Below are 15,897 nucleotides of genomic sequence, written 5' to 3' on the forward strand. Positions count from 1 at the left end.
TCAGGCCGCCTTCTCGGTGGTGCCCGCCGGGATGCGGACAATGGTGTTGACGTAGATGCCGGGGGTGACGACGTTTTCCGGGTCCAGCGACCCGGTGGGGACGATTTCGGACACCTGCACGATGGTCTGCTTCGCTGCGGCGGCCATGATGGGACCGAAATTCCGGGCCGTCTTGCGGTAGACCAGATTGCCTTTGCCGTCGGCCTTGAGTGCTTTGATCAGGGCGACGTCGGCGTGGATGGGCGTTTCGAAGACCTGGCCGCGGCCGTCGATGATCCGGGTTTCCTTGCCCTCGGCGAGCATGGTGCCGTACCCGGTGGGGGTGAAGAACCCGCCGATCCCGGCCCCGGCGGCACGGATCCGCTCGGCCAGGTTGCCCTGCGGCACGAGTTCGAGCTCGATCTCGCCGGCCTTGTACTTGGCGTCGAAGTGCCAGGAGTCGGACTGCCGCGGGAACGAGCAGATCATTTTCCGCACCCGGCCTTCCTTGATCAGCAGCGCCAGGCCCTGGTCGCCCTGCCCGGCGTTGTTGTTCACCACGGTGAGGTCCTTCGCGCCGCAGTCCATCAGCGCGTCGATCAGCTCGAACGGCTGCCCGGCGTTGCCGAACCCGCCGATCATCACCGTGGAACCGTCCTTGATCCCGGCCACGGCCTCCTGGACCGAATCAACAAAGTTCAACATTCGCCTACGCCTTTCGAGCAGTTACATTTTCGAGCACAACAGCCAAACCCTGCCCCACCCCGATGCAGATCGCCGCGACACCCCAGCGCTCACCCGACGCCTGCAGGGACCGGGCGAGGGTGCCCAGGATCCGGGTGCCGGAAGCGCCCAGCGGGTGGCCCATCGCGATGGCGCCGCCGTGCCGGTTCACGATGGCGGGGTCGATGCCCCAGGCGTTGATGCACGCCAGGGACTGCGCGGCGAACGCTTCGTTAAGTTCGACGGCGCCCACCTGGTCCCAGCCGATGCCCGCCTTCGCGAGGGCCTTGTTCGCCGCCTCCACCGGCGCGAACCCGAAATATTGCGGATCGTTGCCGTGCGCACCGCGGCCCGCAATGCGGGCCATAGGCTCCAGCCCCAGCAGCCCGGCCGCACCCTCGGATCCGATCCAGGCCGCGGAGGCGCCGTCGGACAACGGGGAAGCGTTGCCGGCGGTGACCGTGCCGCCCACTTCGGCGCCCTCGGGCTCATTGCGGAACACCGTCTTCAGGGCAGCCAGCTTCTCAGCTGTGGAGCCGGGGCGGATTCCCTCGTCCCGCACCAGGTCCGTGCCGGGGACCGGCGCGACGAGGTTGTCGTAGAAGCCCTCGTCCCAGGCGGCGGCGGACAGGTTGTGCGAGTTCGCGGCGAACTCGTCCTGCGCCTGCCGGGTCACGCCGTACTTCTCGCGGAGCCTTTCGGTGGCCTCGCCCAGGGAGATGGTCCACTCCTTCGGCATAGCCTTGTTCACCAGTCGCCACCCAAGGGTGGTCGAGGCCAGGGTCATGTCCCCGGCCGGGTAGGGCTTTTCGGTCTTGGGCAGCACCCACGGCGCACGGGACATCGACTCGGCACCGCCCACGAGCACCAGGTCGGCGTCGCCGGCATTGATCTGGCGGGAGGCAATAATCGCCGCATCCAAGGACGAGCCGCACAGCCGGTTGACCGTCGTGCCGGGAATCGACACCGGAAGCCCGGCCAACAGCGTCCCCATCCGGGCGATGTTGCGGTTCTCCTCACCGGCGCCGTTGGCATTGCCGAACACCACCTCATCGATCCGCTCCGGATCCAGACCCGGCGCCCGCTTCACGGACTCCCTGATCACGTGCGCGGCGAGATCATCCGGGCGCACGGCGGCAAGGCCGGAGCCGAACTTGCCGAACGGGGTGCGCACGGCGTCGTACACAAAAGCCTGATTCATGGTGTTGTATCCATTTCTTGGAAGAACTGCTGGGCTGTTTTAAGGCGGTGTCGGCGGGGGGACACCGCCTGAGAGGCCATTTCTGAGGGCCGCACGGATGCGCGCATGGCCAGCTCATCCGAGTGCCCGTGTGCCACCATCGCGGTGATGTGCCTATTCCTCATCACCTCCTGCGCCCAGCGCTTCATTGTCAGTCCGCATCCGCTTGGCACACCGCCAGGACGATGTCCAGGGCCCGCTGCTGGTCCTGGCACGCGCTGGTTGCTAGACCTGAGTCCATTGCTGGGGGCGTGCGAACAGGCGGCCAGGACCGGCGGCGGGGCGAGAGCGTGAGGGACTCAGAGTGTCCCTATACTCCTGCGGTGGCGTGTGTTGACGATAGGAGTTCGGCGACGAATGCGGTGTTGAAGTCTCCGCTCCGGAATTTCTCGGTCTCGAGGATCTGCTTGTGGAAGGGCGCCGTGGTGGTGATGCCGTCAACGACGAGTTCGTCGAGGGCGCGGATGGTCCGTGCGATGGCTTCGTCGCGGTCTTTGCCCCAGCAGATGAGCTTGCCGATCATTGAGTCATAGAACGGCGGGATTGCGTAGCCCGTCTCGATATGGGTGTCCATCCGGATCCCGAAGCCGCCAGGTGCACGGAAGTTCGCGACCGTCCCTGGCCGCGGTGCGAAGTTGTTGTCCGGGTCCTCGGCGTTGATGCGGCATTCGATGGCGTGGCCGGTGATGACGATGTCGTCCTGCCTCAAACTGAGCGGGATGCCGCCGGCGATCTGCAACTGAAGTTTGATGAGGTCGATCCCGGAAACCATTTCCGAAACGGGATGCTCTACCTGGATACGGGTGTTCATCTCGATGAAGTAGTACTTACGCTCGATGTTGTCGAAGACGAACTCTACTGTCCCGGCGTTGGTGTACCCCACTTCCCTGCAGAGTGCGACCGCTGCATCTGCGAGGCCCTGCCTGAGCTGGGCATCCAAGACCGGCGAGGGTGATTCTTCAATGAGCTTTTGATTGCGCCGCTGTGCGGTGCAGTCACGTTCACCGAGATGCAGAACAGTGGTGCCGTCAGAGATGACCTGGATCTCGATGTGACGGATGTCGGTGAGGTACCGCTCGATGTACACCGACGCGTCACCGAACGCGACCTCGGCTTCCGACATGATCTCGCGCAGATCGTTCTCGAGCGTTTCGGCAGCCTCGACGACCCGCATGCCGCGGCCGCCGCCGCCTGCCGCCGCTTTTATCAGAAGCGGGTAGCCGACCTCGCTGGCGACGGCAAGGGCTTCGTTGTACTCAGCGATCGCGCCGACCGAACCGGGGACTGTCGGTACCCCGGCCCGGCGGGCGATCTTCTTGGCTTCGATCTTGTCGCCCATGCGACGGATGATGTCCGCTGCGGGGCCGACGAACCCGACGTTTTCCGCTTCGCACAGCGCAACGAAGTCAGCGTTCTCAGACAGGAATCCGTACCCGGGATGGATGGCATCAGCCTTGTAGGCCTGCGCCGCTGAGATGACGGCGTGCATGTTGCGATAGCTTGACTTGGCCTGCGCGGGCCCGATGCACACTGCCTGGTCTGCCAGCTTCACCGACAGCGAGCCGGCATCTGCTTCGGAATAGGCAACGATGCTCCGGATACCAAGCTCCTTGCAGGCCCGGACCACGCGCAACGCGATCTCGCCGCGGTTGGCGATCAGGACACTTCTCAACGGTTCAGGCATCGCGGGTGATCACCATCAGCGGCTGACCGTACTCGACTGCCTGCTCGTTGTTGACCAGGATCTTCGTCACGGTACCTTCGACGCGCGCCTCGATGTTGTTCATCAGCTTCATCACCTCGACGATGCCCAGCACCGTCGATGCACTGACGGTGTCTCCCACCTTGACGAAGGCGGGCTCCCCTGGCTTGGGTGACGCGTAAAAGACTCCGACCATGGGCGCCTTGATCAGTACCTCGTTGGCCCCCAGTTCGTCAGCGGACGCCGGTTCAGTCACTACGCGGCCGGCCACAGGCGCCGGTGCCGGTGCTGGTGCTGGTGCGGGAGTGGAGGTGGTTTCCGGCGCGGGCGTCACGGCCTGCGGGGCGGCCGGGCGGTCGTTTGAGGACTGCCGATCGCGGGAGAGGAAAAGCTCCACGTCGCCGTGTTTGATCGAGAGCTGGCGCACGTCCGGTGTCAGGTTCGCCCAGTCGACGATGTCCCGAAGTTCTTTGATATCGAGCGGGTTAAGCGACATCTTCACAATTTCCTTTTTCCAGTCGTATGTTCAGGTTCCCGGCAGTCAGCGACTGAGTGCCGGATTCGGTTGAGTCGTAGAGCGCCTTGACCAGGCCCAGGATGGGCCCGTATACCTCTTCCGGGTTTCCCCCGGATGCCACAACTCGTTTCATCTCATCGACCTGGCTCCCCGCGAACATCGCGCGCAGGAGCAGGAAATCGATGGATTCATCCGGGTGCCGATCCCGCAATGCGGGCAACATCGGCTCAATGGCCGGCGGCTCCAACGGGATGTCCGATGCCCCATTGGCAATGACTTTCTCGAGCACTTCGGGATCGATGGGGGCAAGAAGTGTTCCGTAGTAGCCCAGGGCGTATTTCTTGATCTCGTTCGGAACCACGGAGTACCGCTCACCCGAGATCACGTTCATCACCGCCTGTGTTCCCACGAACTGCGCAAACGGCGTGATCATGATCGGGTAGGCCAGCTCCCCGCGCACCCGCGCCACCTCGAGCAGCAATTCGTCGTACCGGTCGGCCAGACCTGCCGTCTCCAGCTGCGACCGGAAGTTCGACAGCATCCCGCCCGGGGTCTGGTGCATGTAATGCAGACCGTTGTACTCGATCGGAACACCGACGGGCTTGTCCTCCGCCGCGGCGATATCAACGATTTTTGAGCTGATCGCGTCGATCCGCTCATCGTCTACGTTGACCACGTACCCGAGTGCGCGGAGGTCACGCACGATGCCCTGCGTCGACGGTTGCCCATTGCCTGCTGAAAGCGGCGCGATAGAGGTATGCAATGCATCCGCGCCCAGTTCCACCGCCTCCAGGCAAACCAGGGGGGCGAGTCCTGTCAGGGAATGGGTATGCACCTCCAGCGACCGGTCGCCCATGACGTTCTTCAGCGCAGGAACGAGCGTGCGGATACGATCCGGCGTCAGCAGGCCAGCGGCATCCTTGAGCATGATGGCGTCGACGTCCGCCTTCTCAATCAGTTCGATCGCCTTCTTAACGAAGAGCTCGTCCGTATGTACAGGGCTCTCGGAGAACGACACTGCGCCGAAGGTCGATGCCCCCAGCTCCTTGGCTCGGAGCAGGCCGGGTGCGATGTTGTCTACGTCGTTGAGCCCGTCAAAGGAACCGATAACACGGAAACCGTTTGCATACAGCCGCTCCACCCACGCCGCGATCACATCGTCGGCGAGGAAGTCGAACGCGGCAATGTTCTTCGACCGGATCAGCGCCCGGAACGTTGTGTTCGGGGCGTGCTGGTGCGCAAGCCGGACCCGCTCCCACGGGTCCTCCTTCAGATAGCGGACCGCGACGTCGAACTGGATCGGCGCGACCAGGTCAACCTGCGCGAAGCCGGCTTCATCGAAATCCTTCGCCATAGAAATGATGTGCTCGGTCCGCATCCTGGTGGCCCATAGCGACTGGTGCGCGTCGCGCAGAGTCGTATCAATGATCTTGATCTCGCGCCGACTTCCCGCAGGCCGGCCCCCGAGACTCATTACCGACGCAATCGACGGTGGTGTACTGGTCGACATCGCTCTCCTTGTGTCAAGATAGTGAAAGTAGATTTCAAAATCTGCCACACTATGTGCTGGCCAGCCGGGCAAAGTCAAGTGTTTTTTGAGGTAAACGGAATGGGTGGAGCAAGGGATGCAGCGTCGATGAGCGAAGTGGAACACTCAAAACAACGGCAGGTGATCCAATCCGTCGCGCGGGCCTCGCGCATCCTGCTCGCAGTCGCGCGGTCGGAGCATGGACTCACCGCGACCGAGGTTGCGTCGGTCGTTGGCCTCTCCATGCCCACGGCCTACCATTTGCTTGCAACACTTGAGGAAGAAAAGCTGCTGACTAAGGAGTCGGGCAAGCGCTACTCCCTCGGCCTCGGCGCCATGGACATCGCCAACTCCCCCAGCCTGCGCGTACGCGTCGACGCCAAACACAGGCAGGCCCTCAGGCGACTCGCCGAAACCACCCGCGAAACGGCATATCTCACCAGCTGGTTCCGTGGGGAGATCCGCATCCTCGCCATGGTCGAAGGATCACAGGCCGTTCGAGTCGCCGGCCTCGAAGTGGGATTCACCGGTGATGTGCACGCACGAGCAAGCGCCAAGGTACTCCTAGCCTTCGCCGACGAGGAACAGCGCTCATCGATCCTGGATAACCTGGACTACACCCGATTTACGCCGATGACGGTGAGCGACCGAGCCGGCCTCGAAGCCCAGATGGCAGAAATACGGCGCACCGGTATCCTTTATGACCGCGGCGAGTACCGGGAGGACGTTCGCTCATTAAGCGCCCCGATCCGTAGTGACGGACGTGTCGTCGCCGCCCTGGCAGTGACAGTTCCGTCCAGCCGCTACGAGCGAACCGAGTCCGCGCTGGTTACGGCCCTCCTGTCAGCAGTCACGCTTGCGGAGCAGTAGGCCCGACGCTATGACATCCACCCAGATGCCCGGCACCCCCTAAGCCAAATCCGAGAAAGCCCTCCCACCGCCCACACCCGGCGACAATTCGCATGGCTTATCCACCGCTACTGCTGCTAAGGGAGCTACTCCACCGCTCCCTCGAAACCCAGCCGTGGATAACCCGAATTGACACCTGCTGTGGACGGGTCTGAGTCAGCGGAGCTGAGCTTGTCAGCGCCGAGTCAGGTTGACGGAATATCCGGTATCGGTGGTGACGAAAATCAGGGAGGTGAGACGGCAAAAGGGAGCGAGTGTAAACATTAAGTAATTGCCGACGGAAGTGAACGGTGGTTCACACATAGAGGGTAAACATGCGTTCACCCTCTCCGCGCCCCTGAAAGCAGCCCATGCCGCGCTCCTCCGCTCCCGAACCGCGACGACGTCCGTCCCCGTCCGCGATCACTGTAGTCCTGGCTCTCAGCGGCACGCTTGTGGCGCTGATGCAATCGTTGGTTGTTCCGCTTCTTCCGGATTTCCCCGGGATCCCGGGCGTAATGGGCGACGACGCCTCCTGGCTGGTGACCGCCACCCTCCTCTCCAGTGCCGTGGCTACCCCCACCGTCTCCCGCAGCGCGGACATGTACGGCAAACGCACAATGGTGGTCGTGTGCCTAGGCATCGTGGTGGTTGGATCCGTGCTGGCAGCACTCGGCGGATCCTTCCTGTGGCTGCTCATCGGCCGCACCCTTCAAGGCTTCGCATCTGCCCTGATTCCGGTGGCATCAGCATCGTGCGCGACGAACTGCCCAAGGAGAAGATGGGCTCCGCCATGGCGCTGATGAGCGCCACCCTGGGCATCGGCAGCGCCATGGGCCTTCCGCTGGCCGGGGTGCTGTACGAGAACCTGGGCTGGGCCTCGATCTTCTGGGTTTCCACCGCCGCCGGCGTGCTGCTGCTCTTGGCTGTGCTGTGGTTGGCCCGGAATCCAAAGTCCGCACGCCCGGAAGCTTCCACTGCGCAGGGGCGCTGGTACTGTCCGCCGCCCTCGCAGCCCTGCTGCTGGCAATCTCCAAAGGCGGCTCGTGGGGCTGGGGCCGCGAATCAGTCCTGCTGCTGTTCCTCACCGCGGTCATCCTGCTGGCCGTCTGGGTGCCCTATGAACTGAAGGTCCGCCAGCCGATGGTTGACCTGCGGAGCTCCGCGCCGCCCCGTGCTGCTGACCAACCTGGCCTCGCTGCTGATCGGCTTTGCGATGTTCGCCAACATGCTGCTCACCACCCAGCAGCTCCAACTGCCGGCCATCATCGGGTACGGCTTCGAACTGAACGTGATTACTGCAGGGCTCTGCATGGTCCCGTCCTTGCTGGCCATGGTGCCCCCGGCCATGAGCGCAGTCTTGCCGCCGAAGGGTGTTCTTCTTCGACTCCATCGCCTGGGTCATCATCGGTTCAACCGTGGTGGGCGTCGGCACGGCCATTGCCTACGCCGCCATGCCCACTCTGATCATGGCGCCGTTCCCGTCACCGATACGGCGTCCGCGAACGGCCTGAACAGCCTGGTCCGCGCCATCGGCACCTCGACCTCCAGCGCGGCCATCGCCGCCGTCTTCACCGCGGTAACCCTCACCGTCGCCAATACCCGCCTCCCGTCATTCGACGCATTCAAGGACATTTTCTGGATGGCCGCACTGGCCTCGGCAGCCTCGATGCTTGCCGCGGTCTTCATCCCACGCGCCGCCGGGGTCCGCCGCCCGCCGGTTACCGACGTCGGCGCCGCCGATCTCGTGGTGCAGGGACGCGTCCTTGCACCCGACCACCGCCCACTCACTCCCGCCGTCGTCACCGTCCTCCAGACCGACGGCGAGCCGGTGGACTGGAGCCGGGTGGACACGGAGGGCAACTACTGCGTTGCGCTGCCCGGCACCGGGAAGTACCTTATGGTAGCGAACGCCGCCGGCTGGGCCCCCATGGCCAAGGTCTTTGAGTTCGACGGCCGCACCCTGAAGCAGAACTTCCTGCTGCGCGAGCAGCTGCAATTGCGCGGAACAGTCACGGCAGGCTCAGCGCCACTGGCTGTCCCAATACTGACACTTCTAGGAGCCAGCGGCGGCCACGTCGGCGCAACCACGACCGACGCCGATGGCAGGCATGCCCTTCCGCTACCAGTCGTCGGCCACTATGTAGTAGCCATGCTTGATCCGGCCACCCAGGATGCCGCGGCACAAAAGGTCATCGTGGACATCCAGTCGGTCACCTTGGACTTGGCTTATCGGCGCGCAAAATGTATGCCGTGGGAGCGTGAGCAGCCCCAGCCACGACGCCATCCTCCGCGCAGCAGGCCGCCTGTTCGGGACGCGCGGCTACCGTGCCGCCACAGTGCGGGACGTCGCCGCTGAGGCCGGCGTTTCAGCCGCCCTCATCATGAAACTGTTCCTCTCCAGGGAAAAGCTCTACGCAGCTGTGCGGCCCCACGAATCCCAACTAGCCGAACTGGATGTCCCGGCGGCGGAACTCGGCAGAGCGCTTGTGTTCCGGGTGCTGATGCGCCGGGAACGCGGTACGCGGGAGCCGTGGGCCGCCATACCCTTCGCCGTGCTGGACTCCCCTAACCCCGAGGCTGCACGAATAGAAATCCGCGAAAGCTACCTCGGCGCCATCGCCCAGCTGATCGGGGACGCCAACCCGGACCGCAGCTTCGCATCCACGGTGACCGCCCTGATGACCGGGTTCGGTGAAGCGGTCCGCACGCTCGGGCTCTTCGACGGCTGGGACTTCGACGAAGTGATGGCACACTACGGGGCGATCGTCCAGTCTCAGATGGACGCATGCACAGCAGCCGACTAAACTCCCAAACCTTCCACATCTACCACCGTTGAGAAGGCCGTCGACTGCGTTGTGGCGGTATTCCGTCCAGGGCCCTGCGGTTCTCGACTCTAAACGCGGCCCAGCTCGATGGGGACCGGCTATCGCCGAAGCTGGACGATGCGGTAGCTGTCTAGTCAGATCGAGCCGTTCAGCACGAAACCAAAATTGGCAGATTGGCACTGAAGGTGCTGCAGGTTTAGGTCCACTAGGCGATTTGACGAAGAGCATCGACTTCAGGAGGACCGTGACGCCATAAAAACCATCACCTGTTACCGGATGGCCGTCGCCGCGGTCCTCGCCCTTGGAGCAGTTATTGGCTCACTGTTCGTCCGCAAGGCCCGTCCCACTCCAAACGAGAGCTAGCTGGCCTTGGACGTCTGGCGTGGAGAGGCGGCGGCACGGTCGATTGCTTCGATGTACTGGGTGATCGAGTCCCGGTTGTGGATGAGGAAGTCGATCTTCTCCGTCATGCGGTCCCGTTCCGTTACCAGGAGCTCCCGCAGCCCGGGTTCGGCGTTCTTTACGACGATGGTCTGCGGCTGGTTCAGGCAGGGCAGGATGTTCGAGATGATCCGCGTCGGGATCCCGGAATCGACCAGCCCGCGAATCTTCTTCACCCGATCGACCAGGTAGTCGTCATAGATCCGGTACCCGTTATCCAGGCGACGCGGGGACATCAGGCCCTGCTCCTCGTAGTACCGCAGCATCCGGGCAGGAATCCCCGTCTTATTCGCCAACTCACCGATACGCATAAACCCTCCCTAAGCTCGTCTCAACGATTCGACCTTCACACTAATGGCAATGTTGAGACTGGACAAATCAAGGACATCGCTCCCCTTGCACTTGATAGGCCCCATATCTGGCAGCGACTCAGTCACATGCCAAGCACACACAGCAGTACGAGGAGAATCATGCCCAAGCCACGCATGATCCTGGGGATACACCTGGGCAACGGATACGGATCGCAAAGTTCCGCTTGGTGCGCCCCAGGCGTGGATCTGGCCAACTACACGAGCTTCGACGCGCACGTCCGCTATGCGCAGGCCGCCGAACGGGGAAAGTTTGCTTTCCTGTTCCTTCCAGACCATCCCAGCCTGCAGGCTGACGTGGACCAAGAGACACCCGGAATCACCTCGAGCCCACGATGACCCTCGCGGCAATTGCTCGGGCACAGAACGGATCGGTCTCGTCGCCACAGGTTCCACGACCTTCAATGAGCCATTCAACCTCGCCCGCCAATTTAAGGCTCTCGACGTTATGAGTCACGGCCGCGCCGGATGGAACGCCGTCACGACCAGCGATCCAGCCTCTGCAGCGAACTTCGGACAAGCTGTCGCACCCCGGCCCCAGCGATACCAGCGCGCCCACGAAACCATCCAGATCACCCAGGCCCTCTGGGGAAGCTGTCAGCAAGACGCCTGGATCAAGGACCAGCACACCGGTCACTTCGCCGACCCCGACAAAAATCCAACCCATCAACATGCAGGGCAAGCACGTCGCTTCCCGCGGGCCACTGCCATCCCGCCCTCCGAACAGGGACAGCCCGTCATTTTCTCGGCCGGAGTAGGCGGCAACGGACTCGAACTGGCAGGACGCTACGCCAATTTTGTCATCGGCGCCACGTTCACCATCGGCCATGCTCGTAAGCAACGCCAGGCCTACCGTGACGCCGCCCGCAGGGCAGGACGGAACCTGGCCGAGATCAAGTTCTTCGCCGGAGTCATGCCTGCGATCGGCAAGACCAAGCTCGCCGTCCTGGACCGGCGCGTCCAGTTCGGTGAGCTCACAGCAGCATCCCGCGTCCCCTACCTCGGCTCGATGCTGAACCTGCAGCTCGACGACCCCCTCACACCCGCCCAACTGGCCGTCGCGACCTCGAGTCCTTTCGACCCCCGCTCGTCACGGGCCTGGAGGTCGCACGGGAAGGATAAACTCTCCGCGACATCCTCGCCCACGGTGTCATCGACTACCACCCCACCCCCATCGGCGAGGCATCGGTCACCGCGGATCACATGCAGGAATGGTTTGAAGCCCGTGCCTGCGACGGGTTCTGGGTGTCCATCGACGTCAATGAGGACGGGATCGATACATTCGTCGACGAGGTCGTCCCCGTCCTTCAGGACCGAGGCATCTACCACCGCGACTATGACGGCGCCACACTCCGCGAACACCTCGACGGCTCCTGCCCAATACGGGCTCGACCCACCCCTCACCGACCCCACCGCATGACGACCCCACCGGATGACGACCCCAGCACACCCACCAGCAGCAGCATTGATCAAGTGCTGTTTCGTGATATTTGAGAGTTTCGCGAGCTCTCCGATTCGCGTTTTGTGCACCCTTCGGTTGAAGTTGGTCAACGTCACATTTGACCTTCACATTAGTGTCAACCATTTACGATAACGTTCATGACCTTAGTACAGCGCACCCCCGAACGGACACGCCCACCGCGGCGTCTCCCGCTCTGGAGCCTGCTCGCCCTGACGGCGAGCGGTTTCCTGACCGTCATGCTGGAGACTATGCCTGCCGGCATCCTCCCCGAAATAAGCCAGGGACTCGGGGTGAGTGAATCCGCTGCCGGTCAGTTCGTCTCGGTCTACGCGATCGGTTCCATTGTCGGGGCGATCCCCATCATCGGCGCCACGATGGGCTGGTCCCGCCGCAGCCTGCTGGTTGGCGCACTCACTGGATACGTCCTGACGAGCCTGTTTGTCGCTGTGTCGTCGAGCTTCGCACTCACACTGGGGGCCCGCTTCATCGCCGGTGTCTGTGCTGGTGTGTTGTGGGGCATCATCGCCGGCGTCGCGGGCCGTCTCGTGAGCGCAGACCAGCGCGGTCGCGCTTTGACGATCGCGCTTGCAGGCACCCCAATCGCACTGGCCGTCGGTACACCGGCCGGCACGCTGCTAACAGGCCTGATCGGGTGGCGGTTCACCTTCGTCGCGATGGCGGCCTTCGCCGCTGTCCTCATCGGGTGGGTGCTGGCGGTTCTGCCCGTCCTGCCCGGCCAGGAAAAAGGCGAGCGGACCCCAATTCGGCGCGTGTTCACCCTTCCGGGCCTGGTGCCTGTACTGGTTACCGCGGTCCTCTACGTCACCGCGCACAACCTCCTCTACACGTACATAGCGTCCTTCCTTGCCCCTGTTAATATGGGCGGGGCTGTCAGTGCGGTCCTGATGGTCTTCGGTGTCTCATCACTGATAAGCCTGGCAATCACCGGTACCCTAATTGACCGGCACCTGCGCACCCTCATGATCATCAGCATCGCCTTGTTCGCCGTCGCCATGCTTGTCCTGGGGCTCATCTCCGGCTCCCCCGTCGCCGTGTACGCCAGTGCTGCTGCGTGGGGCCTGGCATTCGGCGGCGCCGCGAGCGTCCTGCAGACTGCGATGATGAACGTCGCCGGCACCGCCGTGGACGCAGCCCAGGGTGTGATGGTCACCGGCTGGAACATCGGCATCGCCGGCGGCGGCATCATCGGAGCCGCACTCCTCACCTCGCTGGGACCACCATCCCTTGCCTGGGCGACACTTGCGCTGCTCGTGATCGCCCTCATCATCGTGACCGGCGGCCGCCGACACGCGTTTCCGCCCTCACGCCGCTGATTGACCTGTTCAATGAGGCCACCAATGCTCAGAGTAGTCATGACTAAAGTACTGCCGCAGGACACACGATTGATTACTTCTCGGGCAGTTAGTTCCTAGGGCGTGTCTCCTAAATCAAGGGTTCGCTGTGGTTGTAGTGCTTGAGGGGTGTCAAGATCCATCACGCTTGCGACGGGAGGGGTCGGCCGCTGGCGATGATTGTCGGACCGGGCCAGGCCGGAGACTCGCCGATGTCCCCCGTAGTGATGGAGGCAGTGCGGGTCCCTCGTCTTAGCGGCGGCCGTGCCAGAAGCCGGCCGGACGCCGTTTTGGGCGACAAAGCGTACTCATCCCGAGCAAATCGTCGCTGCTGCGTAGCCGGCGGATCAAGACCGTCATCCCCGAGCCCTCCGACCAGATCGAGAACCGCAAACGCCGCGGTTCACGGGGCGGACCCCCCGTGAACTTCGACTCCGGCACCTACAAGGGCCGAAACACTGTCGAAAGGTCCTTCAGCCTCTTCAAACAGTGGCGCGCCATAGCCACCCGCTACGACACACTCGCATTGACCTACCGCGCGGGCGTCGTCCTCTGGCTACGACGATAAGGAGACACGCCCTAGGCGATGGCCCATTGACCATTGGCTGTTGCTTCACTACTCAGATTGTCAGGCTTTTGCACACCCAAAGCTGACACAAGGCGCCTTGCCTGCTCCTAGGGACAACCCGAATTGACCTAGGTTTTGAACGAGAAGTCAGGCCCGCCTGCCCGCCGGGGACAATTTGTCATAGGTTATCCACCGCTACTGCTGCCAGGGAGATACCCCAACGGCTCCTACTTCCAGCCGTGGATAACCTTAGATTGACCCCAGCCATGGACCGATCAGAGTCGTCACCAATTCCGGCCGGCGTGATCAACAAGCACGGGTTTGCCCGCCAAGGCAGGTGACGAAATATCCGTTATCGGCCTTAGAAAACAGTCGGGGGAGAGGCTTGAAATAGGCCTCTGTTACCTTCCGATGAGGGCCCTGTGGCCTGCGGGCGGGACTGAAGGCGCGTCTGCGTCGATGCTGTAGATGGTTTCGAAGATGTCGGTAATCCTGGTGATGTCCTCCAGCTTGATGTTGATAAACGCCGACCGTTTTTTCAGGTGCTGGACAAGCTCGGGGCTGTGGCCACATCAGCTGGTCAAGGTACGTCCCGAATGGTCGCCCGCTTGCCCTGGTGTAGTTTGACAGAACTTTATGGCAGTCCCGCGAAGGCGGGACTGCCATAGGTCAAGGGCGGGAGTAAGTCAGCGAGCCTCAACCTGCTCCTGCGAGGCGCGCGCGGGGGTAAGCAGCATGGTTGCGGTGTCAATGCGTTCATTAGTGTCCTGCCCCTCCGCCAATGCCTCAGCTTCGCGGCGGGTGGACACGACCGGTACCGAGCCGAGGAGTGGCCGGGAAGCAGACTCGCGCATCTTCAGCAGTGCAAAGAGGGCGACGACGGAGAAGAACATGATGTAGAAGGCAGGCGCGTACGAGTTTCCGGTGACTTCAACGAGGACCTGGCTCACCAGCGGGGTGGTGCCGCCAAAGATGGAGATAGCGAGGTTGTGCGTAACGCCTACACAGCCAAAGCGGGAGGCCGTGGGGAACAATTCGGACATTACTGCACCTGTCAGTGCGAGGAAGCAGGCGCTGGGCAGCGAGACGAGGAACAGTGCAAGATACAGGGACCACAGCGTCCCTGCTTGCATCAGGGAGAATGCCGGCAGCAGCAGGACAAGGTTGCCGATGGTCGCCATGGCGTAGATTGGGCGACGACCGATCCGGTCCGATAGGCGGGCCACGAGTGGAATCATGACGGCCAGCAGCACCAGCACGACCACGGCGGCGATGGCGGTCTGCACGGCATCTGAGCCCACTTCCGTTTCCAGGTAAGTGGGCATGTAGCTCGTGAGCATGTAAGCGGAAGTGCCGTCGGCGGCCACGAGTGCACAGCCGATCAGAATCTGGGGCCAGTAGTGCTTCAGGATGTTTGGCAGGTTGTGCCTGACGAACATGGGGCTGATGTCTTCACGCTCGGACTTCTCGTGGGCGACTTCAAAGCTGGGTGATTCCGGAATGCGGCGGCGCAGTGAAATGGCCAGAATGCCCAGGGGCAGTGCGATCAGGAAGGGGATGCGCCACCCGCCTTCACGCATTGCTGCCTCGCCCCAGAGTGAGGTCGTGATGGCGGTTGTGGCGGCCACGACGCCAGCACCGGCTGCGAAGCCCAGCATTGATCCGGAGTTCAGGAGCGAGGTCATGAAGCCGCGGCTGCGGTCAGGGGAAAATTCAGCGATGTAGGTCGCCGCCCCGGAGTACTCGCCCCCGGTGGAGAAGCCCTGCAGCATTTTCAACAGGTAGAGCGGGAGGATTACCCATAGCCCGACCTGACCGGCGGTAGGCAGCAGCCCGATGAGGGTGGTGCCGGCGGCCATGAGGGCCATCGTGAAGAAGAGCACCTTGCGGCGTCCGATCTTGTCGCCCAGCGGGCCCAGGATCATTCCGCCGAGGGGCCGCACCACGAAGGAGACGGCGAAGCCCAGAAGCGTGACGAGCAGCCCCATCCTTTCGTCCATGCCCTCGGTGAACACGGAGGTCATGGTGAGTGCGAGGTATCCGTAGATACCTATGTCGTACCACTCGATGAAGTTGCCGACTCCGGCCCCGATGTGAGCTTTACGGAGTTCGCCTTTGTCGACGACGATGCAGTCATCTGCCTTCAGGCGACGCGTCGTCCCCGACAGGGCCGGAGGTTGTTGTCTCGGATTATGGGACATCTTTGTCTTTCTGTCGTGATGGGAAACGGAGCCGGTCATCACTTGGACGTTCTAACCGTGCCGATGACAGGTGCCTGCGGCTGGCCGCGCCAGGCTTGCA

The 15,897-nt window shown here is 63.0% G+C and carries 12 protein-coding genes and 3 pseudogenes; 7 read left to right on the forward strand and 8 right to left on the reverse strand.

Going from position 1 to position 15,897, the window contains the following annotated elements; all coding sequences use genetic code 11:
• The 5 genes from M1D93_RS20695 to M1D93_RS20715 form a co-directional block, all read right to left on the reverse strand.
• Entirely contained in the window at positions 1–684 is a 684-nt protein-coding gene (locus M1D93_RS20695) for a 3-oxoacid CoA-transferase subunit A (RefSeq protein ID WP_461175127.1), read from the reverse strand.
• A 4-nt stretch (positions 685–688) separates the two neighbouring features.
• Positions 689–1,903 carry a thiolase family protein gene (locus tag M1D93_RS20700; RefSeq protein ID WP_461175128.1) on the reverse strand — a complete coding sequence of 405 codons (1,215 nt, stop codon included), beginning with the start codon at positions 1,901–1,903 and terminating at the stop codon, positions 689–691.
• Between the two features lie 349 nt (positions 1,904–2,252).
• Positions 2,253–3,626, reverse strand: coding sequence for an acetyl-CoA carboxylase biotin carboxylase subunit (gene accC, locus M1D93_RS20705; RefSeq protein WP_461175129.1), 1,374 nt, complete (start codon positions 3,624–3,626; stop codon positions 2,253–2,255).
• Positions 3,619–4,140, reverse strand: a complete 522-nt coding sequence (accB, locus tag M1D93_RS20710; RefSeq protein ID WP_461175130.1) for an acetyl-CoA carboxylase biotin carboxyl carrier protein — start codon at positions 4,138–4,140, stop codon at positions 3,619–3,621. The genes accC and accB overlap by 8 nt, the downstream gene beginning before the upstream one ends.
• A complete protein-coding gene (locus M1D93_RS20715) occupies positions 4,130–5,671 on the reverse strand; it encodes a pyruvate carboxylase subunit B (protein ID WP_461175131.1) in 1,542 nt (513 codons plus the stop codon). The genes accB and M1D93_RS20715 overlap by 11 nt, the downstream gene beginning before the upstream one ends.
• A gap of 159 nt (positions 5,672–5,830) precedes the next feature.
• Between M1D93_RS20715 and M1D93_RS20720 the strand changes: the two genes are divergently transcribed.
• From M1D93_RS20720 to M1D93_RS20730, 3 genes and pseudogenes are all read left to right on the forward strand, one after another.
• Positions 5,831–6,559, forward strand: a complete 729-nt coding sequence (locus tag M1D93_RS20720; RefSeq protein WP_461175132.1) for an IclR family transcriptional regulator — start codon at positions 5,831–5,833, stop codon at positions 6,557–6,559.
• 389 nt (positions 6,560–6,948) lie between these two features.
• Positions 6,949–8,936, forward strand: a pseudogene (locus tag M1D93_RS20725) (MFS transporter).
• The gene (locus M1D93_RS20730) at positions 8,839–9,384 is read left to right on the forward strand and encodes a TetR/AcrR family transcriptional regulator (protein ID WP_461175133.1); all 546 of its coding nucleotides are present in this window, start codon (positions 8,839–8,841) and stop codon (positions 9,382–9,384) included. The pseudogene M1D93_RS20725 and the gene M1D93_RS20730 overlap by 98 nt, the downstream one beginning before the upstream one ends.
• 380 nt (positions 9,385–9,764) lie before the next feature.
• Here the strand turns inward: M1D93_RS20730 and M1D93_RS20735 are convergent, their stop codons facing one another.
• Entirely contained in the window at positions 9,765–10,157 is a 393-nt protein-coding gene (locus tag M1D93_RS20735) for a MerR family transcriptional regulator (protein WP_461175134.1), read from the reverse strand.
• Positions 10,158–10,316: 159 nt separating this feature from the next.
• Between M1D93_RS20735 and M1D93_RS20740 the strand changes: the two genes are divergently transcribed.
• Positions 10,317–10,553, forward strand: coding sequence for a hypothetical protein (locus M1D93_RS20740; protein ID WP_461175339.1), 237 nt, complete (start codon positions 10,317–10,319; stop codon positions 10,551–10,553).
• Positions 10,441–11,121 (forward strand): annotated as a pseudogene (locus M1D93_RS20745) (LLM class flavin-dependent oxidoreductase); the annotation flags it as partial. The gene M1D93_RS20740 and the pseudogene M1D93_RS20745, both read left to right, overlap by 113 nt.
• Before the next feature lie 89 nt (positions 11,122–11,210).
• Here M1D93_RS20745 and M1D93_RS20750 read toward each other — a convergent pair.
• Entirely contained in the window at positions 11,211–11,765 is a 555-nt protein-coding gene (locus tag M1D93_RS20750) for a hypothetical protein (RefSeq protein WP_461175340.1), read from the reverse strand.
• A gap of 48 nt (positions 11,766–11,813) precedes the next feature.
• Here M1D93_RS20750 and M1D93_RS20755 point away from each other — a divergent pair, with 48 nt between their 5' ends.
• A complete protein-coding gene (locus tag M1D93_RS20755; protein ID WP_461175135.1) occupies positions 11,814–13,010 on the forward strand; it encodes an MFS transporter in 1,197 nt (398 codons plus the stop codon).
• 152 nt (positions 13,011–13,162) lie between these two features.
• A pseudogene (locus tag M1D93_RS20760) lies at positions 13,163–13,596 on the forward strand (transposase); the annotation flags it as partial.
• A gap of 686 nt (positions 13,597–14,282) precedes the next feature.
• Here M1D93_RS20760 and M1D93_RS20765 read toward each other — a convergent pair.
• Positions 14,283–15,797 (reverse strand): MFS transporter, encoded by a 1,515-nt coding sequence (locus tag M1D93_RS20765; RefSeq protein WP_461175136.1) that lies wholly within the window; start codon positions 15,795–15,797, stop codon positions 14,283–14,285.
• Between the last annotated feature and the right edge of the window lie 100 nt (positions 15,798–15,897).

This window comes from Arthrobacter sp. Z1-9, assembly GCF_054792695.1.